At 59.3% G+C, this 25950-nt stretch carries 25 protein-coding genes; 13 read left to right on the top strand and 12 right to left on the bottom strand.

Going from position 1 to position 25950, the window contains the following annotated elements:
• Window positions 1–24: 24 nt before the first annotated feature.
• From JS46_RS14345 to tolC, 3 genes are all read right to left on the bottom strand, one after another.
• Window positions 25–1185, bottom strand: a complete 1161-nt coding sequence (locus JS46_RS14345; protein ID WP_033752474.1) for a glutathionylspermidine synthase family protein — start codon at window positions 1183–1185, stop codon at window positions 25–27.
• Between the two features lie 7 nt (window positions 1186–1192).
• Window positions 1193–1864: a DUF1190 family protein gene (locus JS46_RS14340; protein WP_033752472.1), complete on the bottom strand. Its 672-nt coding sequence runs from the start codon at window positions 1862–1864 to the stop codon at window positions 1193–1195.
• Window positions 1865–2173: 309 nt separating this feature from the next.
• A complete protein-coding gene (gene tolC, locus JS46_RS14335; RefSeq protein ID WP_033752470.1) occupies window positions 2174–3640 on the bottom strand; it encodes an outer membrane channel protein TolC in 1467 nt (488 codons plus the stop codon).
• A 214-nt stretch (window positions 3641–3854) separates the two neighbouring features.
• Here tolC and nudF point away from each other — a divergent pair, with 214 nt between their 5' ends.
• From nudF to JS46_RS14305, 6 genes are all read left to right on the top strand, one after another.
• Entirely contained in the window at window positions 3855–4490 is a 636-nt protein-coding gene (nudF, locus tag JS46_RS14330; RefSeq protein ID WP_033752469.1) for an ADP-ribose diphosphatase, read from the top strand.
• Window positions 4487–4912 carry a DUF1249 family protein gene (locus JS46_RS14325; protein WP_033752467.1) on the top strand — a complete coding sequence of 142 codons (426 nt, stop codon included), beginning with the start codon at window positions 4487–4489 and terminating at the stop codon, window positions 4910–4912. The genes nudF and JS46_RS14325 overlap by 4 nt, the downstream gene beginning before the upstream one ends.
• A 45-nt stretch (window positions 4913–4957) precedes the next feature.
• Window positions 4958–5785, top strand: coding sequence for a 3',5'-cyclic-AMP phosphodiesterase (gene cpdA / locus JS46_RS14320; protein WP_033752466.1), 828 nt, complete (start codon window positions 4958–4960; stop codon window positions 5783–5785).
• A 3-nt stretch (window positions 5786–5788) separates the two neighbouring features.
• A complete protein-coding gene (gene yqiA, locus JS46_RS14315; RefSeq protein WP_033752464.1) occupies window positions 5789–6370 on the top strand; it encodes an esterase YqiA in 582 nt (193 codons plus the stop codon).
• Window positions 6371–6417: 47 nt separating this feature from the next.
• Complete coding sequence (gene parE / locus JS46_RS14310; RefSeq protein ID WP_033752462.1) at window positions 6418–8313, top strand: DNA topoisomerase IV subunit B; 1896 nt, start codon at window positions 6418–6420, stop codon at window positions 8311–8313.
• Window positions 8314–8389: 76 nt separating this feature from the next.
• Window positions 8390–9289: a LysR substrate-binding domain-containing protein gene (locus JS46_RS14305; protein ID WP_033752461.1), complete on the top strand. Its 900-nt coding sequence runs from the start codon at window positions 8390–8392 to the stop codon at window positions 9287–9289.
• Window positions 9290–9340: 51 nt separating this feature from the next.
• Here JS46_RS14305 and JS46_RS14300 read toward each other — a convergent pair whose 3' ends face one another.
• Both JS46_RS14300 and JS46_RS14295 read right to left on the bottom strand, forming a co-directional pair.
• Window positions 9341–9649, bottom strand: coding sequence for a putative quinol monooxygenase (locus JS46_RS14300; protein ID WP_033752459.1), 309 nt, complete (start codon window positions 9647–9649; stop codon window positions 9341–9343).
• Between the two features lie 32 nt (window positions 9650–9681).
• Window positions 9682–10260, bottom strand: a complete 579-nt coding sequence (locus tag JS46_RS14295; protein WP_033752457.1) for an NAD(P)H-dependent oxidoreductase — start codon at window positions 10258–10260, stop codon at window positions 9682–9684.
• A gap of 159 nt (window positions 10261–10419) precedes the next feature.
• Between JS46_RS14295 and JS46_RS14290 the strand changes: the two genes are divergently transcribed.
• From JS46_RS14290 to ftsP, 4 genes are all read left to right on the top strand, one after another.
• A complete protein-coding gene (locus JS46_RS14290; protein ID WP_051905625.1) occupies window positions 10420–11187 on the top strand; it encodes a transporter substrate-binding domain-containing protein in 768 nt (255 codons plus the stop codon).
• A 132-nt stretch (window positions 11188–11319) separates the two neighbouring features.
• The gene (gene parC, locus JS46_RS14285; protein ID WP_033752453.1) at window positions 11320–13593 is read left to right on the top strand and encodes a DNA topoisomerase IV subunit A; all 2274 of its coding nucleotides are present in this window, start codon (window positions 11320–11322) and stop codon (window positions 13591–13593) included.
• Window positions 13594–13639: 46 nt separating this feature from the next.
• On the top strand, window positions 13640–14377 hold the full coding sequence (locus tag JS46_RS14280) for a 1-acylglycerol-3-phosphate O-acyltransferase (protein WP_033752568.1): 738 nt from the start codon (window positions 13640–13642) through the stop codon (window positions 14375–14377).
• Between the two features lie 132 nt (window positions 14378–14509).
• Entirely contained in the window at window positions 14510–15940 is a 1431-nt protein-coding gene (gene ftsP, locus JS46_RS14275; RefSeq protein ID WP_033752452.1) for a cell division protein FtsP, read from the top strand.
• A gap of 53 nt (window positions 15941–15993) precedes the next feature.
• On the opposite strand, the gene dkgA is transcribed toward ftsP, so the two are convergent.
• Window positions 15994–16818, bottom strand: coding sequence for a 2,5-didehydrogluconate reductase DkgA (gene dkgA, locus JS46_RS14270; RefSeq protein WP_033752450.1), 825 nt, complete (start codon window positions 16816–16818; stop codon window positions 15994–15996).
• Window positions 16819–17012: 194 nt separating this feature from the next.
• Here dkgA and JS46_RS14265 point away from each other — a divergent pair, with 194 nt between their 5' ends.
• A complete protein-coding gene (locus JS46_RS14265; protein WP_033752449.1) occupies window positions 17013–17921 on the top strand; it encodes an AraC family transcriptional regulator in 909 nt (302 codons plus the stop codon).
• 10 nt (window positions 17922–17931) lie between these two features.
• Here JS46_RS14265 and JS46_RS14260 read toward each other — a convergent pair whose 3' ends face one another.
• From JS46_RS14260 to JS46_RS14240, 5 genes are all read right to left on the bottom strand, one after another.
• The gene (locus JS46_RS14260) at window positions 17932–18594 is read right to left on the bottom strand and encodes a DedA family protein (protein ID WP_033752447.1); all 663 of its coding nucleotides are present in this window, start codon (window positions 18592–18594) and stop codon (window positions 17932–17934) included.
• 105 nt (window positions 18595–18699) lie between these two features.
• Window positions 18700–19890 carry a cystathionine beta-lyase gene (gene metC, locus JS46_RS14255; protein WP_033752446.1) on the bottom strand — a complete coding sequence of 397 codons (1191 nt, stop codon included), beginning with the start codon at window positions 19888–19890 and terminating at the stop codon, window positions 18700–18702.
• A 133-nt stretch (window positions 19891–20023) separates the two neighbouring features.
• On the bottom strand, window positions 20024–21310 hold the full coding sequence (locus JS46_RS14250) for a TRAP transporter large permease (RefSeq protein ID WP_033752445.1): 1287 nt from the start codon (window positions 21308–21310) through the stop codon (window positions 20024–20026).
• Window positions 21311–21319: 9 nt separating this feature from the next.
• Window positions 21320–21826, bottom strand: coding sequence for a TRAP transporter small permease (locus JS46_RS14245; protein WP_033752443.1), 507 nt, complete (start codon window positions 21824–21826; stop codon window positions 21320–21322).
• Between the two features lie 46 nt (window positions 21827–21872).
• Window positions 21873–22850 carry a TRAP transporter substrate-binding protein gene (locus JS46_RS14240; RefSeq protein WP_033752441.1) on the bottom strand — a complete coding sequence of 326 codons (978 nt, stop codon included), beginning with the start codon at window positions 22848–22850 and terminating at the stop codon, window positions 21873–21875.
• A gap of 352 nt (window positions 22851–23202) precedes the next feature.
• Between JS46_RS14240 and exbB the strand changes: the two genes are divergently transcribed.
• Window positions 23203–23928 carry a tol-pal system-associated acyl-CoA thioesterase gene (gene exbB / locus JS46_RS14235; protein ID WP_071997460.1) on the top strand — a complete coding sequence of 242 codons (726 nt, stop codon included), beginning with the start codon at window positions 23203–23205 and terminating at the stop codon, window positions 23926–23928.
• Between the two features lie 4 nt (window positions 23929–23932).
• The gene (gene exbD, locus JS46_RS14230) at window positions 23933–24355 is read left to right on the top strand and encodes a TonB system transport protein ExbD (protein ID WP_033752437.1); all 423 of its coding nucleotides are present in this window, start codon (window positions 23933–23935) and stop codon (window positions 24353–24355) included.
• Window positions 24356–24618: 263 nt separating this feature from the next.
• On the opposite strand, the gene JS46_RS14225 is transcribed toward exbD, so the two are convergent.
• Complete coding sequence (locus JS46_RS14225) at window positions 24619–25827, bottom strand: sugar efflux transporter (RefSeq protein WP_200879039.1); 1209 nt, start codon at window positions 25825–25827, stop codon at window positions 24619–24621.
• Between the last annotated feature and the right edge of the window lie 123 nt (window positions 25828–25950).

Here is a 25950-nt window from a genome sequence, read left to right as displayed (position 1 = left end):
GCGGGCCGGGGTGGCCCGCTCTGTTTATTCGACAAAAGCGTGGGGATAGAAGCGCGAAAGATCCTGAGTGATCAGGTCGCGATCCTCGCGCAGGCCGATACCGGCCGGCTGATCGTCTATCAGCCAGCTGCCGATCAGCGTGTAGCTGTCGCCGAACTTCGGCAGCGGGCAGAACTGCTGCACGATCATGCCCTCTTCGCCGTAAGGCCCGTCGACGCGCGCAATCTCCTGACCCTTTTCCACGATGCGAATATTGGCGCCTTCACGCGAGAACAGCGGCTTCACCACATATTTATCCATGTGCGGCACGTTGTCTTCGGCGAAATAAGCGGGCAGCAGGTTAGGGTGATTGGGGAACATCTGCCACAGCATCGGCAGCAGCGCCTTGTTGGAGACGATGCTTTTCCAGGCCGGCTCCAGCCAGCGCACGCCCGCATCCGCCAGCTTGGTGGAGAAGATCTCGCGCAGCATAAACTCCCACGGATAGAGCTTGAACAGGTTGCTGATCACCTGATCCTGCACGTCGGTGAACTGACCTTTGTCGCCAAGGCCGATCTCGTCGATATAGAGGAATTCGCTCGGCAAGCCCGCTTCGGTGGCGCAGTCCTGCAGATACTGCACCGTGCCGCGATCCTCTTCGGTATCGCGACAGCAGGCGAAATGCAGCCACTGAAAGCCGTGCTGCTGATGCAGCGCGGCGAAACGCTCGATCAGCTTCTCCTGCAGGCTGTTGAACTGATCGCTGCCCGGCGGCAGCTGACCGGCGTTGAGCTGATCTTCCAGCCAGATCCACTGAAAGAAGGCCGCTTCGTAAAGCGAGGTCGGCGTGTCCGCATTGTTTTCCAGCAGCTTAGCGTCGCCCTGACCGTCCCAGGCGAGATCGAGACGCGAGTAGAGCGACGGCTGGCGCTGTTTCCATGAGTCGCGCACGAAATCCCAGGTGTGCTTCGGAATGCGGAATTTTTCCAGCAGCTGCTCGCTGGCCACCACTTTCTCCACTACCTGCAGACACATCTGGTGCAGCTCCGCCGTGGTCGCTTCCAGCTTATCTATCTGCGCCAGCGTGAACTGGTAGTAGGCATCTTCGCACCAGTACGGCTCGCCGTGCATGGTGTGAAAACGAAAGCCGTATTCCGTGGCTTTTTCGCGCCAGTAGGGACGCTCGTTGATTGCAATGCGTTGCATAACGGCTTCAGCCTCCCAGCGAACGGCTGGAGGTGCCGGTAGCGCTGCTGCGCGCCATGCTGTTCTGCTTCGCGACCGTTTCGCCAAAGCCGCCGCGCGTGATGGTCGAGGTGGTGGCCGGTTTCGGCGCCAGCGCGGTTTTCGGCACGTTCATGGTGCGGCCGGAAGTGGCGGCGCCATAGTTTTTGCCTGACGCGTCAACAAACTGGCCGTTCGCCGAGCTGTTCGGGGTGCGCGGAGAGAAGAGCGGCTGCTGAGCGAAGCCCGCGCCGCCGCCCATCAGGCGTCCCATCATGTAGCCCGCCATTAACGGCATCCAGAAGCTGCCGCTCTGCTGCGCTTCGGCATTCTGCGTGGTGCCGACGCCAGCCTGCGCCGGCGTCTGCTGGCACTGGTTCTCGCCGAACTCCGCAACGCAGTCTTCGCGCGAGGCGTATTTCGGCGCGGTGCGCTCCGCTTCTTTCAGCGCGTTGTTGTAGGCGGTGGTGCACTGCGCGCTCTGGCCTGGATTGGCCTTGCTGCAGTCATCCGCGTTCTGATACATCGAGACCGTTTCATCGCTCTGTTCGCAGCCCGCCAGGGTAAATACCGCAGCGATGGCCAATGCGACCGGCGTTAAATGGCGTGCCTGCCAGCTTTTACGGAAAGCGGCATGGCGAATATTTTTTGTCCGTTTCATCGTTGTCGTCCTGTGCCCAAAGGTGATGCTCAGGATAGGGGATCGCTGGTGGAAAATGAAGCTGAGGGCCTGATGAGGAAAGGATCTTTACGTTGTTATACGTTTAACGGCGAGACGGGCCGCAAAGCGGCCGTTATGGCCAGCGGCTGAAATTCGAAACGGGTGTGATGTGGACCGAAGAGCAAAGCGTCACGCGCCAGGGAGGGCGCGTGTCGAGCAGGCTGGGATGCCGATTTTGCGACTTTGCGATTGGTCCATATCGCGCACGTTGGCACCGTCAAGACGGGCCGCAAAGCGGCCCGTTGAAGATTAATTGCGGAACGGATTGCCGCTGCTGCGCTGGGCGGCAGGGCGCGCTGTCGGAGCCGCCGGCTCCGCCGACGGACCGTTGTCAACGCGAGCGGTCTGCTGCGGATTTTCCGGCGCGACGCTTTCCGGCGAAGTCGAAATCTCTTTGCCGAGCTGGCTGTTCAGCTGCTGCAGATCCTGCTCATTCAGCGTACCCAGCGCATATTTGATATTCAGCTGGTTGATCAGGTAGCTGTAGCGCGCGTCGGAGAGCTGCTGCTTAGCGTTGTAGAGCGTGGTAGTCGCGTCCAGCACGTCGACGATGGTGCGCGTGCCGACCTGATAACCTGCTTCAGACGCATCCAGCGAGCTTTGCGCGGAGACCACCGCCTGCTTATAGGCTTCGATGCTGCTCACCGAGGCGTTCACGTTGTTGTAGGAGGAGCGTACGGTCTGCACGGCGGAGCGATGCGCGCTCTCCAGCTGCTCGCTGGCGCTAACGTAGTTATACTGCGCCTGCTTCACCTGTGAGGTGACCGCGCCGCCGCTGTAGAGCGGCAGCGAGAAGCTCAGGCCAACCTGGTTGGTGCCGCTGATCGAGTCGGTGCTGCCCGCGCTCTGGTTGGCGCGGCTGCCGCCATACTTGCTGTTCGAGAGACCGGTTGACGCAGTCAAATCCAGCGTCGGCATATGGCCGGTTTCGGCGTAGCGGATCTGCTCGCGCGCCAGATCCTGGTTCAGACGCGCCGACAGCAGGTTCAGGTTACGGCTCTCCGCCTGCTTCAGCAGCGCGCTGACCGCATCTGGTTTGGTGGTTTTGAAACGGTCGATATTCAGCGACGCCAGCGCAAGGTAGTCGTTGCCGGTAATCTGACGCAGCGCCTCGACCATATTGTCGAGATTGTTGCGTGCGGTCACTTCGTTCGCCAGCACGCTGTCGTACTGGGCGCGGGCGTTCTGCACGTCGGTGATCGCCACCAGGCCGACGTTAAAGCGCTGAGTAGTCTGATCCAGCTCGCGATAGATCGACTGTTTTTGCGCTTCGGTATAAGAAAGGGTATCGATCGCCTTTAAGACGTTGAAATAGGCGGTAGCGGTATTCAGGATCAAATCCTGCTGCGCGACCTGATAGGTGACATCCTGAATGCCGGCAGTTTTTTCCTGCAGCGTCAGGTTGCGCCATTTCGACATGTCGAAAATGGTCTGGGTTAATTGCAGCGATCCGCTGGTCGTGTTGGAATGAAGGCCGCTGCTGTCACGATAACCATTGCTATAGGTGTAATCCGCGCCTAAACCTAACTGAGGCAACAAAGGACTGCGCGCTTCATTAATCTTTTCAAAGGCGGCGTCGCGGGTAGCTGCGGAGCTGCGTAAATCCGGGTTGCTCAGACGCGCTTGTTGATAGACCTGCAGCAGGTCCTCTGCCTGACTGGCAAGGCTGAAACCGGCCAGGCTCAGCCCAATGAGAAGTGGGAGCAGTTTTTTCATTTGCATTCCTTTTGTTGCAGCAAATTACAGGGGTAGCGCTGCCGGATAAGCCAAAAAATAATCGCAGATTCTAGCAGAGTGCGACTGTGAGATAAGTTGGCTGAACGTGCCTTCTCCCCCTAATTTACGTAAATAATTCAGAAAGAACCACTCGGATGGAGACCTATGGTTGGCTTTTTGCCGCTCCGTCCCAATCTGCATAAGGAGCCCGACGATGAGCGGCGAAAAAAAATCTCCAGTGACTTTTACAAAAAACGATGTAGAAATTATTGCACGCGAAACCGCCTGGAAAGGTTTTTTTTCCATTGTTCGTTACCGGTTTCGCCACCGCCGCTTTAACGGCGAAATGAGCAACGAGGTGGTGCGCGAAGTTTTCGAGCGTGGGCACGCCGCGGTGCTGCTACCCTATGATCCCTTACGCGACGAAGTGGTGCTGATCGAACAGATCCGCATTCCCGCCTTTGACGTCAGCGAAACGCCCTGGCTGCTGGAAATGGTGGCGGGCATTATCGAGCCTAACGAAAGCGCCGAAGATGTGGTGCGACGCGAGGCCGTAGAAGAAGCGGGCCTGACCGTCGGTAGGGTTAAACCCGTGTTAAACTACCTCGCCAGCCCTGGCGGCACCAGCGAACGCTTGTCGATCCTGGTGGGAGAAGTGGATGCCAGCCTGGCAAAAGGATGCCACGGTCTGGAGGAAGAGAATGAGGATATTCTTGTGCATGTGGTAAGCCGCGAACAGGCTTACCGCTGGGTGGAAGAGGGGATTATCGACAACGCGGCGTCTGTCATCGCTCTGCAATGGCTGGCGTTGCACCATGAAAAACTACGAGAAGAGTGGAAGCTAAAATGAAACAGCGCTATATCCCTGATTTCCCCGAAATGATGCGGCTTTGCGAAACCAATTTCGCCCAGCTGCGTCGTTTGCTGCCGCGCAGCGACGAGGCTGGCGCGTCGGTGGTCTATCAGGTAAAAGGCGCCCGCTATCAGTTGACCATAGAAGAGTCCACGCGCTACACCACGCTGGTGGAGATCCGCCAGGTGGCGCCGACCGTCAGCTACTGGAGCCTGCCTTCTATGTCGGTGCGGCTCTATCATGACGCGCTGGTCGCCGAAGTGTGTTCAACACAGCAGATCTATCGCTTTAAAGCGCGCTATGATTATCCTAATAAAAAATTGCATCAGCGCGACGAGAAACATCAGATCAACCAGTTTCTGGCAGACTGGTTGCGTTACTGTCTGGCACAGGGCGCGATGGCGGCGCCGGTCTGCTGATCGCACAGATAATGCATTATTCGGCGTGGAGACGAAGGAAACGCTTTGGATAGCCTGCTAACACTTCCTGCGGCGAATGGGGCCGGGATCAGGATTTTGCAAATCACGGACACCCACCTTTTCGCTGGAAAAAATGAATCGCTGCTGGGCGTGAATACCTGGGCGAGTTATGACGCGGTGCTGGACGCCATTGCGGCGCAGCAGCGCGAGTACGATCTGATTATCGCCACCGGCGATCTCGCTCAGGATCACTCTGTCGAAGCCTATCAGCACTTCGCTGAGGGCATCGCACGCCTGCCGAAACCCTGCGTCTGGCTGCCGGGCAATCATGATTTCCAGCCGGCGATGGTCGACACGCTGGCCGAGGCGAAGATCGACGCCCGCAAGCATGTGCTGCTCGGCGACCACTGGCAGCTGGTGATGCTCGACAGCCAGGTGTTTGGCGTGCCGCACGGCATGTTGAGCGACTATCAGCTGGAGTGGCTCGATAAAACCCTGGCGCTCTATCCGCAGCGCCACACGCTGGTGGTGCTGCATCATCACCCGCTGGCCAGCGGCTGCACCTGGCTCGATCAGCACAGCCTGCGCAATTCCCATCAGCTCGACGCGGTGCTGCAACACTATCCTTTAGCGCGCACCCTGGTGTGCGGCCATATTCATCAGGAGCTGGATATCGACTGGCGCGGCCGCCGCGTGCTGGCGACGCCCTCGACCTGCGTGCAGTTCAAACCGCACTGCACCAGCTTCACCATCGACACCGTCGCCCCCGGCTGGCGCTGGTTTACCCTCTATCCGGACGGCTCTTTCGCAACCGAAGTGGAACGGCTGCAAACCGACGCGTTTCGGCCGGACCTGGAATCGGACGGATACTGACGCATGGCGGCGCTGCTCTATCTGCATGGTTTCAACAGCTCGCCGCGCTCCGCCAAGGCGACGCAGCTGCAGCAGTGGATGGCGGCGACGCATCCCCATATCGAGGTGATCGTGCCGCAGCTGCCCGCTTTTCCCGCCGACGCCGCCGCGCTGCTGGAAGAGAAAGTAATGGCCCTGAGCGGCCAGCCGCTCGGCTTAATCGGCTCCTCGCTGGGCGGCTATCTCGCCACCTGGATCTCCCAGTGTTTTATGCTGCCCGCCGTGGTGGTCAATCCGGCGGTGCGTCCTTTCGAGCTGCTGGCGGATTACCTTGGGGTGAACCAGAATCCCTACACCGGCCAGCAATATGTGTTAGAGTCTCGCCACATTTACGATCTGAAAGTCATGCAGATTGACCCGCTGGAAGCGCCCGATTTACTCTGGCTGCTGCAACAAACGGGCGACGAAGTGCTTGATTACCGCCAGGCGCTCGACTACTACAGCGCGTGCCGACAAACGGTAGAGCAGGGCGGCAATCATGCGTTTATCGGATTCGAGCGCTATTTCCCGCAGATTCTGGACTTTCTGGGTCTGAATCACGACTAACTCGTGGAAATTGCACATAATTTCACGCTTCTGATTAGAAACTTATCATGAGTCAATCAAGCTATAACGCGGATGCTATTGAGGTTCTGACCGGCCTTGAGCCGGTTCGCCGTCGTCCCGGCATGTACACCGATACGACGCGTCCTAACCATCTGGGTCAGGAAGTCATTGATAACAGCGTCGATGAGGCGCTGGCGGGCCATGCCAAACGGGTCGAAGTGATCCTGCACGCCGATCAGTCGCTGGAGGTCATCGACGACGGGCGCGGCATGCCGGTCGATATTCACCCGGAAGAGGGCGTGCCTGCGGTCGAGCTGATCCTGTGTCGTCTGCATGCAGGCGGCAAATTCTCCAGCAAAAACTATCAGTTCTCAGGCGGCCTGCACGGCGTCGGCATCTCCGTGGTCAACGCCCTGTCGAAGCGCGTCGAGGTCACGGTGCGCCGCAACGGCGAGGTCTACAACATCGCGTTCGAGAACGGCGAGAAGGTGCAGGAGCTGACCAAAACCGGCACGGTGGCGAAGCGCAACACCGGCACCAGCGTCCACTTCTGGCCTGACGAAAGCTTCTTCGACAGCCCGCGCTTCTCGGTTTCCCGCCTCTCCCATCTGCTGAAGGCCAAAGCGGTGCTCTGTCCCGGCGTGGAGATCGTCTTCAAAGACAAGGTCAACAATACCGAACAGCGCTGGTGCTACGAAGACGGCCTCACCGACTACCTGTGCGAAGCGGTCAACGGCCTGCCGACGCTGCCGGAAAAACCGTTCGTCGGCAGCTTCTCGGGTGACACGGAAGCGGTCGACTGGGCGCTGCTGTGGCTGCCGGAAGGCGGCGAACTGCTGACCGAAAGCTACGTCAACCTCATCCCGACCATGCAGGGCGGCACGCACGTCAACGGTCTGCGTCAGGGGCTGCTCGACGCGATGCGCGAGTTCTGCGAATACCGCAATATCCTGCCGCGCGGCGTGAAGCTGTCGGCGGAAGATATCTGGGATCGCTGCGCTTACGTGCTGTCGGTGAAGATGCAGGATCCGCAGTTCGCCGGACAGACCAAAGAGCGTCTGTCGTCGCGCCAGTGCGCCGCCTTTGTCTCGGCGGTGGTGAAAGACGCCTTCAGCCTGTGGCTCAATCAGAACGTGCAGGCGGCGGAGCAGCTTGCCGAGCTGGCGATCTCCAGCGCGCAGCGCCGTATGCGCGCGGCGAAAAAAGTGGTGCGCAAAAAGCTCACCAGCGGACCGGCGCTGCCGGGCAAGCTGGCGGACTGCACCGCGCAGGATCTAAATAAAACCGAGCTTTTCCTCGTGGAAGGGGACTCCGCAGGCGGATCCGCCAAGCAGGCGCGCGATCGCGAATATCAGGCGATCATGCCGCTCAAAGGCAAGATCCTCAACACCTGGGAAGTCTCTTCCGACGAAGTGCTGGCGTCGCAGGAGGTGCATGACATCTCCGTGGCGATCGGCATCGATCCCGACAGCGAAGATCTCAGCCAGCTGCGCTACGGCAAGATCTGCATCCTCGCCGATGCGGACTCGGACGGCCTGCATATCGCCACGCTGCTGTGCGCGCTGTTTGTGAAGCACTTCCGCTCGCTGGTGAAAGGCGGTCACGTTTATGTCGCGATGCCGCCGCTCTACCGTATCGATCTCGGCAAAGAGGTCTATTACGCCCTCGACGAAGATGAGAAAGAGGGTGTGCTGGAGCAGCTCAAGCGCAAGAAAGGCAAGCCGAACGTGCAGCGCTTTAAAGGGCTGGGCGAGATGAACCCGCTGCAGCTGCGCGAAACTACCCTCGACCCCAATACGCGCCGCCTGGTGCAGCTAACGGTGGACGATAGCGACATCGAGCAGACGCTGCGCGTGATGGATATGCTGCTGGCCAAGAAGCGCTCGGAAGATCGCCGCAACTGGCTGCAAGAAAAAGGCGATATGGCCGATATCGAAGTGTAATCATCGCGCTGCGGCGCGTCGCGCGATCCCGGGCTGCGGCCTGAATCGCGCGTCCGCCGCGCACCCGGAGTAGACGATGAAAGTCACGCTGGAAGAGCTGCGCGTGCTGGTGGCGGTGGCGGACTGCGGTTCCATTACCTCGGCGGCGGAGCTGCTGGATCAAACCAGTTCAGGCGTGAGCCGCGCCCTGAGCCGCCTCGAAGCCAAACTCAACAGCACCTTGCTGCACCGCACCACGCGGCGGCTGGCCCTGACCGAAGAGGGCCAGCTTTTCCTGACCCATGCACGCCAGATTTTGCTCTCCGTCGAACAGGCGGAAGAGCAGATCGCCCGACGCCGGGAGACGCCTTCTGGCCGCCTGCGCATCAACGCCGCCGCGCCTTTTATGCAGCACGTCGTCGTGCCGCTGATCGGCGCGTTCCGGCAGCGCTATCCGCTGATCCAGCTGGAGCTCAATACCGACGACATCGTGATCGATCTGCTGGAGCAGCAGACTGATATCGCTATTCGCATCGGCGAGCTGCGGGATTCCACCATGCGCGCCCGAATGCTCGGCAGCAGCCGGGTTCGGCTGCTGGCCAGCCCCGCCTATCTGCAGAAATATGGCGAACCGCAGAGCGTCGAGGCGCTGGCGCAGCATCAGCTTATCGGCTTCAGCCAGCTGGAGATGCATAACGTCTGGCCCGTCTGGCAGCGTGAAGGCGAGCTGCTGCGCATTCAGCCGACCATTGCCGCTTCCAGCGGCGAAATCATTCGCCAGCTCGCGCTGGCGGGCCAGGGCATTGCGCGCATATCCGACTTCGTCAGCCATCAGGATCTCGCCGCCGGTCGGTTAAAAGAGGTGCTGGTGCAGCAGACGCACGACGTCAGGCTGCCCGTGCATGCCGTTTACTACCGCAACGCGGAGCTGGCGTCGCGCATTACCTGTTTTCTCGACTTTCTCCATCAGGAGATCGCCTCGCAGGCGCTGTTCTGACAAAAAAAAGCCGCGCGTCCTGAGGCGCGCGGCGCGTAACAGCCTGTGACGTCAGGCGGTCGGTTCCAGCACCAGAATCTTCACGTCCAGCACGTCGTCTTTAATCTTTTCGCGATGCGTTTCCATGTGCGGCATCTGCTGATGCTGCTCCAGGTGGCGCAGCGACTCCCACTGCTCCAGCATAAAAATGGAGTCGGGCGAATTCTGCTTCCACGGCACCTGCGCCTGATGATCGACCAGCGCGTCGTACTGATGGCAGCCCTCTTCGGCCAGCACCGAGGGGATAAGCGACTTGATCGCCTCCAGCACTTTGTTGCGATGTCCTGGTTTAATACAAATTTCAGCCACTACCGTTAGCATGTCCGTCTCCTTGTTTGCGGGTCCGCTGTCAGTTAAGCAAAGATCTCGCTGAGATGTGTCCGATAACGTGCGATATCGCGCGGCACGTCCGGCATCTTAATGACGTCGTTACAGATAAAGGTCGGCAGCGGGTCCATGCCCAGGAACTGGTTGGCTTTATGGAAGTGCAGATAGAGACCGTCGACGCCGACGCCTTCAAAGAACTGATCGGGATCGGTAAAAGCCTCCAGCGGCGCGTTCCAGGTCAGCGACAGCATATATTTTTTACCCTGCAGCAGGCCGCCCGAGCCATATTTTTTGCTGGCGTCGGCGCGCGAGCGGCCGTCGCTGGCGTAGAGCGAGCCGTGGCCTTCGGTAAAGACTTCGTCGATATAGCGCTTCACCGTCCAGGGTTCGCCCATCCACCAGCCCGGCATCTGGTAAATCACCACGTCGCTGTCGAGATACTTCTGCACTTCGTCCGCGATAACATAGTCGCTGTCGGCCAGGGTAACGTTAACCTGATGGCCTAAATCGCGCAGCTGGCTGGCCGCCACCTCGGTCAGGGTATGGTTCAGCTCGCCTTTGGAGTGGGCGAAGGTTTTACCGCCGTCGATAATCAGAATGTTCATTCGCTAATCTCATGTGTGTTGCAATAGAGGGTTACTCTACGCCCTTAGCGGCGGCGGAAAAATGGGATTCAGATCACAAGACTTTTGCGCTGGAAGCAATAATCCAGCGGCTTATGACACACTCCGACAACACTCATCACGTCAAACAGAAGAACAATAATGCGCACATACCTTATCAGCGCGCTGCTGCTGGCCAGCGTCGTCGCGCAGGCGGACTCCCGTCTGGATCAGATCCTCGCCAGCAAAACTCTGAAGGTCTGCACCACCGGCGACTACAAGCCCTACACCTACCTGCGCCCGGACGGCCAGTACGAAGGGCTGGATATCAGCATGGCGCAGTCGCTGGCCGCCAGTCTGGACGCGACGATCAGCTGGGTGCCGACCAGCTGGAAAACCCTGTCGCAGGATTTTAAACAGAAACAGTGCGATATCGCGCTGGGCGGCGTGTCGGTGACGCTGAAGCGCCAGCAGATCGCCTGGTTCGCCCAGCCGCTCGGCGTCGACGGCAAGATCCCGCTGGTGCGCTGCGCCGACAAGGCGAAATACAGCACGGTCGAGCAGCTTAACGCGCCGGCGGTGCGGGTGATCGAACCGGCGGGCGGCACCAACGAAGCCTTTGTCCACAGCCATCTGCCGCAGGCGACGCTGACCCTGTTCCACGATAACGTCACGATTTTCCAGCAGCTGGTGGACGGAAAGGCCGACGTGATGATCACCGACGCCTCCGAAGCGCTCTATCAGCAGCAGCGCTACCCGCAGCTCTGCGCCATTAATCCGCAGGCGCCGCTGCAGTACGGCGAAAAAGCCTACATGATCCCGCGCGACGATATGAGCTGGAAAGCCTACATCGATCAGTGGCTGCACCTCGCCACCGCTACCGGCGAATATGGGCGTATCGCGGCGCAGTGGATGGGCGCGGCGCGCTGATAGTCGCGGCCGGCAATCCTGGGCCGCACTGCGCTTCCCCTGTGACTAATTCTGGCGATTGAGGTACTATCCTCGCCAAATAACCGCCGGGTGTTTCGCCATTGCGGGACACGAAGTGAGGATAAAAATTCAATGAGTGAATTGACGCAGGATGGTGCAGAGCGTCTTGCCCTGCATACATTTACCGAAAACGCGTACCTGAACTACTCGATGTACGTCATCATGGACCGCGCCTTGCCCTATATCGGCGACGGACTGAAGCCGGTACAGCGCCGTATCGTGTACGCCATGTCGGAGCTCGGCCTGAGCGCCAGCGCCAAATTCAAGAAATCCGCGCGTACCGTGGGCGACGTGCTGGGTAAATACCATCCGCACGGCGACAGCGCCTGCTACGAAGCGATGGTGCTGATGGCGCAGCCGTTCTCCTATCGCTATCCGCTGGTGGATGGCCAGGGCAACTGGGGCGCGCCTGACGATCCGAAATCCTTCGCGGCGATGCGCTATACCGAATCCCGCCTCTCTAAATATGCGGAAGTGCTGCTCGGCGAGCTGGGCCAGGGCACGGTGGACTTCGTGCCGAACTTCGACGGCACGATGCAAGAACCGAAAATGCTGCCCGCGCGGCTGCCGAACATTCTGCTGAACGGCACGACCGGCATCGCCGTCGGCATGGCGACCGACATTCCGCCGCACAACCTGCGCGAAGTGGCGCAGGCGGCGATCGCCCTGATCGATAAGCCGAACACCAGCCTCGACGCGCTGCTGGATATCGTACAGGGCCCCGATTATCCCACCGAGGCGGAGATCATCACGCCGCGCGACGAGATCCGTAAAATTTACCAGACCGGCCGCGGCTCTATTCGCCAGCGCGCGGTGTGGAAAAAAGAGGATGGCGAGGTGGTGATCACCGCGCTGCCACACCAGGTTTCGGGCGCGCGCGTGCTGGAGCAGATCGCCGCTCAGATGCGCAATAAAAAACTACCAATGGTGGAAGACCTGCGCGACGAGTCGGATCACGAAAACCCGACCCGCCTGGTGATCGTGCCGCGTTCGAACCGCGTGGATCTCGATCAGGTGATGCATCACCTGTTCGCTACCACCGATCTCGAAAAGAGCTACCGCGTTAACCTCAACATGATCGGCCTCGACAACCGCCCGGCGGTGAAAAACCTGCTGGAGATCCTGTCGGAATGGCTGGTGTTCCGCCGCGACACCGTTAAGCGTCGTCTTAACCATCGCCTTGAGCGCGTGCTGCGTCGTCTGCACATCCTTGAGGGCCTGCTGGTCGCCTTCCTCAATATCGACGAGGTGATTCATATCATCCGCAGCGAGGATGAGCCTAAGCCGGTGCTGATGTCGCGCTTCGGCATCAGCGAAACCCAGGCGGAAGCGATCCTCGAGCTGAAGCTGCGCCACCTGGCGAAGCTGGAAGAGATGAAGATCCGCGGCGAGCAGAGCGAGCTGGAAAAAGAGCGCGATCAGATTCAGGCGATCCTCGCCTCTGAGCGCAAGATGAATACCCTGCTGAAGAAAGAGCTGCAGGCGGACGCCGCCGCCTATGGCGACGATCGCCGTTCGCCGCTCCACGAGCGCGAAGAGGCCAAAGCGCTGAGCGAAAACGAACTGGTGCCGTCCGAGCCGGTCACTATCGTCCTGTCGCAGATGGGCTGGGTGCGCAGCGCCAAGGGCCACGATATCGATCCGTCAGGACTGAGCTACAAAGCGGGCGACAGCTATCTGGCGGCGGCGCGCGGTAAGAGCAACCAGCCGGTCGCCTTTATCGACTCCACCGGACGCAGCTATACGCTCGATCCCACCTCGCTGCCGTCGGCGCGCGGGCAGGGCGAGCCGCTGACCGGCAAGCTGACGCCGCCGCCGGGCGCAGTGGTGGAGCAGGTGCTGATGGAGGCGGACGAGCAGAAGCTGCTGATGGCGTCCGACGCCGGCTACGGCTTTATCTGCACCTTCGCCGATCTGGTGTCGCGCAACCGCGCCGGCAAAGCGCTGCTGACGCTGCCGGAGAACGCGCGCGTTATGACGCCGATGGCGGTGCATCACGAAGATGACATGCTGCTGGCGATTACGCAGGCGGGACGTATGCTGATGTTCCCGGTCGGCGAGCTGCCGCAGATGTCGAAAGGCAAGGGCAACAAAATTATCTCTATCCCGGCGGCGGACGCCGCAGCGGGCAACGATAAGCTGGCGTGGCTGATGATCCTGCCGCCGGGCAGCGCGATTACGCTCTACGTCGGCAAGCGCAAGCTGGTGCTGCGCAGCGAAGAGCTGCAGAAGTTCCGCGCCGATCGCGGACGTCGCGGCACGCTGCTGCCGCGCGGCCTGCAGCGTATCGACAAGGTAGAGCTGGATGCCCCAGCGCGTGCCGTCAGCGAAGACGGCGAAGCCTGAGCAATGCGGCGGAGCCTTTTCTCCGCCGCGCCATAACGAGGGATATATGTTACTAGTACTGCGCACCATCTTTGTGGTGATTTACTCGATTCTGGTCTGTGTTTTCGGCTGCATCTGGTGTCTGTTTTCGCCGCGCAACCCGCGCCACGTCGCCACCTTCGGCCATCTCTTCGGCCGTCTCTCCGGCGTGTTCGGCGTAAAGGTTGAGCTGCGTAAACCGCCTGAGGCGGCCCATTACGGCAACGCTATCTATATCGCCAACCACCAGAACAACTACGACATGATCACGGCGGCGAAGATTGTCCAGCCGACGACCGTGACGGTCGGCAAAAAGAGCCTGCTGTGGGTGCCGTTCTTCGGTCTGCTCTACTGGCTGACCGGCAACCTTCTGATCGACCGGGACAACCGCTCTAAGGCACATGGCACCATCAGCCAGCTGGTCGATCAGTTTAAAAAGAAGCGCATCTCGTTCTGGATGTTCCCGGAAGGCACGCGCAGCCGCGGTCGCGGTCTGCTACCTTTTAAAACCGGCGCGTTCCATGCGGCCGTAGCGGCAGGCGTGCCCATTATTCCTATCGTGGTCTCCAACACGCACGGCAAGATCAACCTTAACCGCCTGAAAAACGGTCTGGTGATCGTCGAGATGCTGCCGCCGGTCGACACCAGCGGCTACACCACGCAGTCGGTGCGCAAGCTCGCCACCCATTGCCGTGAGCTGATGATGGAGAAACTGGAAGCGCTCAACGCCGAAGTCGAAGCGCGCGAAAAAAGCGGTAAACTCTGACCGGCCAGCCTCTCGCCGGCACCCGCACGGATGCACGCGGCGCGCTCTGCCCGCCGCGACGCAACACAGCAATAAATCAAGAATAACAATCGGCTGGCGCGCAAGCGCCACGCGTAAAGGGTTTGACGTTCTATGTCTTTCAGCAGACGACAGTTTATCCAGCTTTCTGCTGGCGCTGCGCTTAGCGCAGGTCTCTTACCTTCTGCGGCGCGCGCCGCCTCCGCGCCCGGCGGCGATACGCCGCTGCCGGTGCCGCCGCTTATCGAATCGCGTCGCGGTCAGCCAATCTTTCTGACGCTGATGCGCAGCCACTGGTCCTTTCTCGGCGACAACAACAAAGTGCCGGTATGGGGCGTAAACGGGCTCTATCTCGGTCCGACGGTGCGCGTCTACAGCGGCGGCGACGTTAAGCTCATCTACAGCAACCGCCTTAACGAGCCGGTGGCGATGACCGTCAGCGGCCTGCAGGTGCCGGGCGCGTTGATGGGCGGCGCGCCGCGCATGATGTCCGCCGGCGCTGACTGGGCGCCGGTGCTGCCGATCCGCCAGAACGCCGCGACCTGCTGGTACCACGCCAGCACGCCGAACCACATGGCGCCGCACATCTACAACGGGCTGGCGGGCATGTGGCTTGTCGAGGATGAGGTGAGCAAGCAGCTGCCGCTGCCGCGCCACTACGGCGTCGACGACTTCCCGCTGATCATTCAGGACAAGCGCCTCGATAACTTCGGCACGCCCGCCTACGATCCGCCACGCGACGGCGGCTTTCTCGGCGACGTGCTGCTGGTCAACGGCGTGCAGAATCCCTTTGTCGAGGTGTCGCGCGGCTGGGTGCGCCTGCGCCTGCTCAACGCCTCGAACGCGCGCCGCTACCAGCTGTCGCTAAGCGATAACCGTCCCTTTACCGTTATCGCCAGCGATCAGGGCTTTCTGCCCGCGCCGGTGGCGGTGCAGCAGCTCTCGCTGGCGCCGGGCGAGCGCCGTGAAGTGCTGATCGATATGTCGCAGGGCGACGAGGTGTCGATTACCGCCGGCACGGCGGCGGGCATTATGGACCGCCTGCGCGGCCTGTTCGAACCTTCATCGATCCTCACCAACACGCTGGTGCTGACGCTACGTCCGACCGGTCTGCTGCCGCTGGTGACCGATAATCTGCCGATGCGCCTGCTGGCGGATCAGATACTCGACGGCATGGCGACGCGCACGCGCGAATTCCGCATCGGCGAGGATATGCCGGGCATCAACGGCGCGCAGTGGGATCTGAACCGCATCGATACTACCGTGCAGCAGGGCACCTTCGAGCGCTGGATCCTGCGCGCCGACCGGCCGCAGGCGATGCATATTCAGGGAGCGATGTTCCTGATCAAGAGCGTCAACGGCGCGCAGCCGATGGGCGAAGATCGCGGCTGGAAAGATACCGTCTGGGTGGATGGCGAGGTCGAGCTGCTGGTGAGCTTTCCGCAAAGCTCGTCCGATCATTTTCCCTTTGTCTACTACAGCCAGACGCTGGAGCTGGCCGATCTCGGCACGGCGGGACAGCTGCTGGTGCAGCCGACGGCGTAAGGATTCAGGCGAAAAGGGCGCGCTGCCCGCAAGGACAGCGCGCATAGCCTGCATTAATTGAAGGTTTCCGGGTCCGGCCCCAGACGGTTGCCGCGATCCAGCTTCGCGATTTCGCTCAGCTCGGTCTTCTCCAGGCGGAAATCGAACACGGCGAAGTTCTCCGCGATACGCTCAGGCGTCACCGATTTCGGGATCACCACCAGCCCGCTGTCGAGATGCCAGCGGATAACGATCTGTGCCGGGGTTTTGCCGTACTTCTTCGCCAGCTGGCGAATAATCTCCTGATCGAACACCCCTTCGCCGCCCTGTGCCAGCGGGCTCCAGGATTCGGTCTGGATCTGATGCATGGCATTCCACGCGTGCAGCGTGCGCTGCTGCAGCATCGGATGCAGCTCGATCTGATTGACCACCGGTGAGACGCCGGTTTCATCCAGCAGGCGCTTCAGGTGCGCTTCGTGGAAGTTACAGACGCCGATGCTTTTGGTCAGACCCTGCTGCTGCAGCTTGATCATCTCTTTCCAGGCGTCGACATAGTGATCTTTCTCCGGGCACGGCCAGTGCATCAGGTAGAGATCGACCTGCTCCAGCTGCAGTTTTTTCAGGCTGGTTTCCATTGCCTGCTGCACATTCTGCTGATCGTCGTTCCACAGCTTGGTGGTAACGAAAATCTCTTCGCGCGGCACGTCGGTATCCTGTAACGCCTGGCCGATCGCCTCTTCGTTTTTATAGGCGGCAGCGGTGTCGATCGAGCGGTAGCCGACCTCCAGCGCCTTAAGCACGGCGCGATGGGCATCTTCGTTGCTCGCCTGCCACACGCCAAGCCCCAGCTGCGGCATCATATTGCCGTCGTGCAGTTTGATAATCGGTTGATCTGCCATAGGTGCTCCTTTCTGTTGCAGTGAACCTGTGAGGCTTAAGTCTAGTCAACAAACCTGACCCCGTTTTCATTGTGGCTGGCAATTCCGTTTCCCGCCCTGCCTGATCCTGCGGAAGTCTTGCCTGTTTCTCCATTTCAGTGGCGAATTTCGCAGCAGCCTGGCAGACTGGTTTCTTTACTCTGCGAGAGATATGCATGGCGCACGAAGCTCTGTGTCAACACCTGGCGAAACAGGTCGTGACCTTAATGACCCATGGACGCAACCGCCTTTGCCCGGTGGAAAACGTCAACCTGATCTACCTTAATCAATATCAGCCGCGTACGCCGATGATGTACCAGCCCGGTATCGTGATTCTGTTTCAGGGCAGCAAAACCGGCTATCTCGGCAGCACCGTTTTTACCTATGACGCCACGAAATATCTGATGCTCACCGTGCCGCTGCCGGTCGAGTGTGAAACCTGGGCGTCGCCGGAAGAGCCGGTGGCAGGCATGTTCCTGACGGTCGATACCGCCAGCCTGCAGGATCTGCTGATCGAGATTGGCGACGACGAAGATTTCCATCCGCAGCCGCAGACCTCCGGCATTCACTCCGCCTGGCTGACCGAGCCGATGCTGTGCGCGGCGGAGCGCCTGCTGGACGTTATGCTGCATCCGCGCGACGCGCGCGTGCTGGGGCCGCAGATCGTGCGGGAGATTATCTACTACGTGCTGACCGGGCCGACGGGCGGCGCGCTGCTGTCGCTGGTGAGCCGTCAGACCCAGTTCAGCCAGATCGCCCGCGCGCTGCGCCGCATCGAAAACCACTATGCGGACAACCTTAGCGTCGATGCGCTGGCGGCAGAGGTGAACATGAGCGTCTCGGCGTTTCATCACAACTTCAAGGCGGTGACGCAAACCTCGCCGCTGCAGTACCTGAAGCGCTACCGTTTGCATCAGGCGCGGCTGCTGATGCTGCATGACGGGCTGAAGGCGAGCGCGGCGGCGGTGCGGGTGGGTTACGAAAGCCCATCGCAGTTTTCACGGGAGTTTAAGCGCTATTTCGGCGTGACGCCGGGAGAGGAGATTAGCCGCGTGCGTCAGACCGTGGCGGAACCACAGGCCTGACGCCGGGCGATCAGGCCTGTTTCTGGCGACGTTTTTTCCAGATCACCACGATGCTGCCCGCGAGGCCGACAAACAGCAGCACCATCGGCAGCACCATCAGGATCGCCATCACCTGATCTTCATGGCGTTTGATAAAGGGCACCTGACTGATGCCGTAGCCAAATGCCACCACAATCGCCACCCACAGCAGTCCGCTCAGCCAGTTAAACAGCTGGAAACGGCCATTCTGCAGGCCGGAAATGCCCGCCATGGTTGGCAGAATAGTGCGCACGAACGCCAGGAAGCGGCCAACCAGCAGCGCCATCAGGCCGTGGCGGTTAAACAGCTGCCACGCGCGCTGATGATATTGCGCCGGCAGATGCATCAGCCAGCTTTTCACCAGGCGCGTGTTGCCGAGCCAGCGTCCCTGAAGGTAGCTCAGCCAGCAGCCGAGACTGGCGGCCGTGGTGAGGATCACCATGGTGGGGAAAAAATCCATTACCCCTTTGGCGACCATCGCGCCCGCCAGCAGCAGCAGGCTGTCGCCCGGCAAAAAAGAGGCGGGAAGCAAGCCGTTCTCCAGAAACAGCGTCAGAAACATCACGCCGTAAACTACCCAAACCACATTTGGATCGGCCAGCGCGGCAAAATCCTGATGCCAGAGCGCATGAACAATCTCGTGTAAAACACTCATCTGCTATCCCATCGAGTCACAAGGAATCTATTTTAGCGGCAATCCGGCAGAGAAATTTGATCTGCGGCCGGTCGCCATGGCGTGGTTGAGGTTCTGTTTAAGTTACTACTGCGTCAGGCGTGCAAAACCTGCCGTTAAATCGTCAATCAGGTCGTCGACATGCTCCAGACCAATATGCAGGCGCACCAGCGTGCCGTCAAAGTCGACGCCAGCCGCCGGCCTGATCGCCGCCAGCTCTTCCGGCTGATTCGCCAGAATCAGCGACTCGTAGCCGCCCCACGAGTAGGCCATGCTGAAATGGTGGAAGCGATCGAGGTAATGCGCCAGTTTTTCGCCGTCCAGTTTTTCATGCAGCACGAAAGAAAACAGGCCGCTGCTGCCGCTGAAGTCGCGTTTCCAGAAGGCGTGGCCTTTGCTCTGCGCCAGCGCCGGATGGTTGACGCGCGCCACTTCCGGTCGCGTCGACAGCCACTCCGCCACCTGCAGCGCGCTCGCCTCATGCTGGCGCAGGCGCGTGGCGAGGGTGCGCAGGCCGCGGCTCGCCATATAGGCGCTGTCGGCATCTACCGTCTGGCCCATCAGATAGGAGTTCTCGCGCAGCTGTTCCCAGCAGCGCGCGTTCGCCACTGCGGTGCCGATCATTGCGTCGCTGTGGCCGATCAGGTACTTGGTGCCCGCCTGAATCGAGATATCGACGCCGTGCGCCAGCGCGTTGAAGAAAAAGCCTGCCGCCCAGGTGTTATCCATCATGATCACCGCGTCCGGCGCCTTTGCGCGCACCGCCGCGACGATTGCCGGAATATCCTGCACCTCCATAGTGATGGAGGCCGGAGACTCGAGAAACACTACGCGGGTTTCCGGGCGCACCAGCGCGCCGATTTCGCTGCCGATAGTGTGATCGTAGAAGGTGGTAGCGACGCCGAGCTTACTGAGGATTTTGGTGCAGAAGTCCTGCGTCGGCTCATAGACGGCGCCGCACATCAGCACATGGTCGCCCGCGTCGACGAACGAAAGGATGGCGTTGGCAACCGCTGCCGCGCCGCAGGGATAGAGCACGCAGCCCGCGCCGCCCTCCAGCTCGGTCATCGCGTCCTGCAGCGAGAAGTGGGTGAGGGTGCCGCGGCGGCCATAGAAGAGCTCGCCGGTGGCGCGTCCCGCCGTGGCGCGCTTTTTATCGGCGACGCTATCGAACACCAGCGAAGAGGCGCGCTGAATCACGCTGTTGACCGCGCCCTGCGTGTAACGTTTGCTGCGCCCCGCGCTGACTAAGGTGGTATCGATTTTTTTGGTCGTCATTCGTGTCTGCCCTGCCGCCTGCTACAAAGCCTTCACGTTACCACGAATTGCCGGTCAGGGTTGACCCCAAATCCTGATATTCAGAACCTGCCCGAAAGTGGAAAGGCGGCGCGCCGCGCCGCCTTTTAACCGATTACATCACCCCCATCAGACGCGGCAGCCACAGCGAAATCGCCGGAACGTAAGTAATCAGCATCAGCACCAAAAACAGAATGCCGTAAAAAGGCAGCATCGCGCCGACCACCTGCTCGATTTTCTGTTTGCTCACCGCGCTGGCGACAAACAGCACCGTGCCCACTGGCGGGGTGATCAACCCGATGCCGAGGTTGGTCATCATGATCATGCCGAAGTGCACCGGATCGATGCCGAGCGCGGTCGCCACCGGCAGCAGTACCGGCGTCAGGATCAGGATAATCGGCGCCATATCCATCAGCGTGCCGATTACCAGCAGCAGCAGGTTGATGCACATCAGGATGACGTACTTGTTATCCGACAGGCTGGTAAAGGCGTCGGTGATAATGGTCGGCAGCTGCATAAAGGTCATCACCGCGCCGAAGCCCGCCGCGAAGGCGATCAGCACCATCACGATAGTCACCGTCTTAATGGTGCGGAACAGCAGGATATGCAGCTGGCTCCATTTAAAGTCGCGGTAGATGAACATGGTGACGAAGAAGGCCCAGAGGCAGGCGATCGCCGCCGACTCCGACGCGGTAAAAATACCGGAGAGAATGCCGCCCAGGATAATCACGATGGTGAAGAGACCCCAGAAAGCGTCGAAGAAGATCTTCACCGCCTGGCGAAACGGAATGCGCTCACCTTTGGGATAGCCGCGCTTGCGCGCGAAGGCGAGGCACATCACCATCAGGCAGAAGCCCAGCAGCAGGCCGGGAAAGATGCCGGCGACGAACAGCGAGGAGATGGTCACCACGCCGCCGGTCGCCAGCGAATAAATCACCGAGTTATGGCTGGGCGGCGTCAGCACCGCCTGCACCGAGCCGCTGGCGGTGACCGCCGCCGCGAAGTCGCGCGGATAGCCTTTCTGCTCCATCTGCGGGATCATCACCGAGCCGATCGAAGCGGTATCCGCCACCGACGAGCCGGAAATCGCGCCGAAAAAGGTCGAGGCGACGATATTCACCAGCGACAGCCCGCCGCGAATAAAGCCGACAAAGATATAGGCGAAGTTCACCAGCCGCCGCGCGATGCCGCCTTCCGCCATAATCGCCCCCGCCAGGATAAAGAAGGGGATGGTAAGCAGCGAGAACTTATTGACGCCGTTCGTAATTTGAATAACCACCGCTTCCAGCGGCAGATCGATCCACCATGCGCCGATAAAGGCGCTGAGGCCCACGGCGAAGGCGACGGGAAATCCCAACAACAGCAGCACAACCAGGCTGCCGATCAACATCAATGCGTCCATGGTCGCTCCTTAATGGGTACCGCCTAAAACCACCACAGGCCGCTGGCTTTGATCGCCGTTCAGCAGCCGCTCGATAACAAACAACAGGGTAAACAGCGCGCCGATGGGGATCGGCAGATACATCTCGCCGTAGGTCACCGAGGGCAGCGAGGCGAGCGGCTGGATCCACATCGCCACGCACAGGTTGTAGCTCGCCTGAAAGATGATCAAACAGGTCACCACCATCAGCAGATCGCACAGGCGCAGCATCAGTCGCTGCGCGGCAGGCGACAGGCGATCGGTCACCATCGAGACGCAAATATGGGTGCCGGCGCGAAAACCGACCGGCGCGCCGATAAAGGTAAAAATAATCATGCAGACGATGGCGACCGGCTCGGGCCAGGCCAGCGCGCCGTTAAGCACATAGCGAGCGAAAATGCCGATGGGGATCACCGTCACCATAATCAACAGCGCGACGGCGGCGATGCCCATGCACAGCAGATAGAGCCCATCCATCAGACGAGAGTATCGGTTCATATGCGTTACCTGAATAACGCCGCGCGGAAGGCGCGGCGGCGGAAGGTTATTTAACGTCGGCGATTTGCGTCATCAGATCCTGATATTTGCCGCCAAACTGATCGCGCACCGGCTGCGTCGCTTTCATGAAATAGTCTCTGTCGGTCTCCTGAAAGGTCACGCCGCCCGCTTTCATCTTCTCGATCGACTGCTGGGTGTAGGTCGCCCACAGCTGGCGCTCTTCATCCTGCGCCTCTTTGCCGAGCTTTTTCAGCAGCGCCTGATCGTCCGGCGACAGGCGCGCCCACGAAGTTTTGGAGAAGAGGATCATCTCCGGCTGGATAAAGTGGCCGGTCAGGGTGTAGTACTTCGCGACCGGCAGATAGTTGTGAGCGACGAAGGTCGGCGGGTTGTTTTCCGTGCCGTCCACCACGCCGGTCTGCATGGCGCTGAAGACTTCGCTGACGCCCATCGCCACCGGGTTGGCGCCCATCGCTTTCAGCGTTGCCAGCGAGATGGCGCTGTTCTGCACGCGGATTTTCATTCCTTTGAGATCGTCCGGCTTGCTGAGCGGCTTTTTGGTGATCATGTTGCGTTCGCCCGCGTCGGTCCAGCCGAGAAACACCATGCGTGCGTTGGCGTCGGCGTCGAATTTGTCGACAATTTGCTTGCCGACCTCGCCGTCCAGCACCTTATGCATATGATCGACGTCGCGAAAGATGTAGGGCAGCGTCAGCACGCTGGTTTCCGGCGCGATGGTGGTGACCGGTGCCAGCGAGACGCGGATCATGTCGATGGCGCCGAGCTGCACCTGCTGCAGCGTCTGATCTTCGTCGCCCAGCACGCCGCCAGCGTAGACTTTCATCTCCAGCCGCCCGTCAGTCGCCTGTTTCAGCTTGTCGCCCATATGCTGCAGCGCCACGACGGTGGGGTAGCCAGCGGGCTGGACCTCCGCCACTTTTAATACCTTCGCCGATGCCGGAGCCGCGCTCAGGCCAAGCGCAGCAGAGACGGAAACGGCAAGGATCCATTTATTCACTCTCATTATTTTTTTCTCCAGGCAGATAGAGGAGGGAACAGGTCATAGGCGGCAGAGGAAGTGGCCCGCGTGCTGCCAGAATAAGCAAATCGTGCTGGCTGAAAATGCGGCAATGTTGATTGAATGAACAAGCTCGCATTTTGAAACGATGTTTTAATAAATTTATACGAGAAATCACATTTCTGAAATAGCGCTGAAAAGTGTCATAAAAGGTTGGCAACAGCCCGGTGAGAGCGGCGTACTGTTTGTAAATAGTAATGAGAACTACTATCAATTCGCCGGTTTTTTGCTATTATTCGCGCTTATCCATTATTCCTGCATATGAAGTTGGAGACGCAGCGTGGTAGCCAGTGACTTAATGCAAACGGATCTCTCTGTTTGGGGCATGTATCAACATGCCGATATCGTGGTAAAAGTGGTAATGATCGGCCTGTTGCTGGCGTCGGTCGTCACCTGGGCGATTTTTTTCGGAAAGTTTGCCGAGCTTAGCGCGGCGAAACGTCGACTGAAAAGCGAGCAGCAGGCGCTGGGCGAAGCCCGCAGCCTGGGCGACGCCGCCCGCGCCGCCGCGCAGTTCAAGAGCCACAGCCACAGCGCGGCGTTGCTGAATGACGCGCAAAACGAGATTGCGCTTTCGGCGGGCGTCGAAGATACCGACGGCATTAAAGAGCGCACCAGCTTTCGCCTTGAGCGCCGCGTTGCCGCCTTTAGCCGCCACGCCGGTCGCGGCAACGGCTTCCTCGCCACCATCGGCTCCGTCGCGCCGTTTATCGGCCTGTTCGGAACGGTCTGGGGCATTATGAATAGCTTTATCGGTATCGCGCAGACTCAGACCACCAATCTGGCGGTTGTCGCGCCCGGCATCGCCGAAGCGCTGCTGGCCACCGCGATCGGCCTGGTGGCGGCGATTCCCGCGGTGGTGATCTACAACGTTTTCGCGCGCATGATCGCGGGCTATAAAGCGTCGCTGGGCGACGTGGCCGCGCAGATTCTGCTGCTGCAGAGCCGCGATATCGACCTGGGCAATCTTAACGCGAAAAGCGCTGAAGCTCGCCCGACCGCTCAGAAATTACGCGTAGGTTAAGTTTATGGCGATGCGATTAAACGACGATCTGGAAACCGACGGCGAGATGCATGAAATCAACGTCACGCCGTTTATCGACGTTATGCTGGTGTTGCTGATCATCTTTATGGTGGCTGCGCCGTTGGCGACCGTGGATGTTCGTGTTAATCTGCCCGCCTCGACCAGCGCGCCGCAGCCGCGACCGGAGAAGCCGGTCTATCTGTCGATTAAGGCGGACAAGCAGTTTTATATCGGCAATGAGCTGGTGACGCCGGAGACGCTGGTGGCGGTGCTGAACAGCCAGACCGAAGGCAACAAAGAGACCACTATCTTCTTCCAGGCTGATAAGTCGGTCGATTACGAGACCCTGATGAGCGCGATGGATAAGCTGCGCGGCGCGGGTTATCTCAAGATCGGCCTGATGGGGATGGAAACCGCCGCGAAGTAAATTTGCGCGCGTGAGAAAAGGGCAGCCTGCGGGCTGCCTTTTTTGTTTTTGTCCTGTCGCGGGAGGCTTTGCTCTCCGGGCGTCAGACTTTTAATTCTAAAGAAGGCGCTGTGCGCAGATGACGGCGTTTTAGTGCGAATGTCCGCTTCGTGCCAGCAGCGGACGTTCAGCTCGTTTTCATCATCCTTACAGAGAGACCGCGAGGCCCATAAAATGCATCCAGGGCAGCGCAGTTCTGCCAGCCCTTATTTATATGTGCGTAGTCAGCCCGTTACCGAACGCTTCTTTACAGAATGACTTCTGTTTATGCAAAACATCAGTAAAGCAGCGCAACAGACTGATAACAATGGAATAAGCAAAGTCATTTTAAAACCGGCCAGTTGCGCCATCAGCCCGGCAATCCCGTTACCTGCCATCATGCCTGTGCGCATGGCATTGGAGTGAAATGCAGATGCGAAACCGCTACGTTCCGGCAACGCGTCCTGAATAAGAGAAATGCCCAAGCCGACAAAAATACCGAAGAATAATCCGTTAAAAAGTTGCAACACGATAAGTTCGGTCATGCTGGTGGCCATTTGAAGCAGGCAGTAATAGACGGCAGCAAACAAAAAACCAGCCATAATCAGCGGCTCTTTACCTGTTCTCTCAGCCAGATGTGCAGCGGCAAGCATAACGGGAATTTCCATTATCGCGGTTGCGCCCAGCAGGAAGCCCGGAAACGAGGCTGGTAAATTAAGCTCGTGTACCAGGTACAGTGGCATAATGGTCAGGTACATATTATTGGATAAGTTTGCCAGCATCATTACTGCGCCCAGCATCCAAATCATACCCGTGACAGAGGCTTTACCGGCTTGAGTTGCTTTTTTTATGCCTGTATCGACGGTTTTTTTATTCGTCGGAAGCAGCAACTGACTGGCAAGTAAGGTCATGGCTGAAAGCAGGGCTGAGGCCAGAAAATTAAAGCTGAATCCAAATCTGTCGGCAAAGACAAATGCCAGGGCAGGACCGGCAATCCATACAATTGAAACGCCCGAACGCATTTGCGTATTGAGCCGCGTAGCGTTAAGTCCTGCGGTCAGTGAATGCTTTCGGATCATCGACAGAAGTAACGGGATAGACGCATTGCCTGGCCCCATCAGGAGAATGCCGATGGCCAGAGCCTCAATGGGTTGACGACAGAAACTGAAGGCTAAGCCCGCCAGAAAAAGCGCCATAACAGAAATCATGAAAAGTTGCCTGACCGAATATCCTTTATCTGCAAGCGAGCCCATCAGCTGGCTGAAAAATAATCCCGACAGGGCAAATCCCAGGCTGTAGAAAGTGATAAAAATCGGGCTTGCATGCAATCCGTTTATTAGAAACAGGCTCATTACAGGCAAAATGAAGGCATATGAAATGGCGGTCATCACGTTTATCAGAAATAGCCGCCCGGTAACCCCAGAAAAAAAAGCCATAAATAACAACATCTCCATGTAAGTTAATCCTGTGTTTTTAACACGGAAACGTCTCAAGGCAGTGCAATATTTCACTCCGAATGTATTGTACTGGTTATTTGGCTATAAGGATTTTGTCTGCAGAGCGGCGCCTGGTTCCTT

Source organism: Pantoea sp. NGS-ED-1003, from assembly GCF_000738765.1.
Lineage (GTDB): Bacteria > Pseudomonadota > Gammaproteobacteria > Enterobacterales > Enterobacteriaceae > Pantoea > Pantoea septica.
The sequence above is the reverse complement of the archived record's forward strand: the minus strand, read 5'-3'. Positions and strand labels throughout refer to the sequence as shown.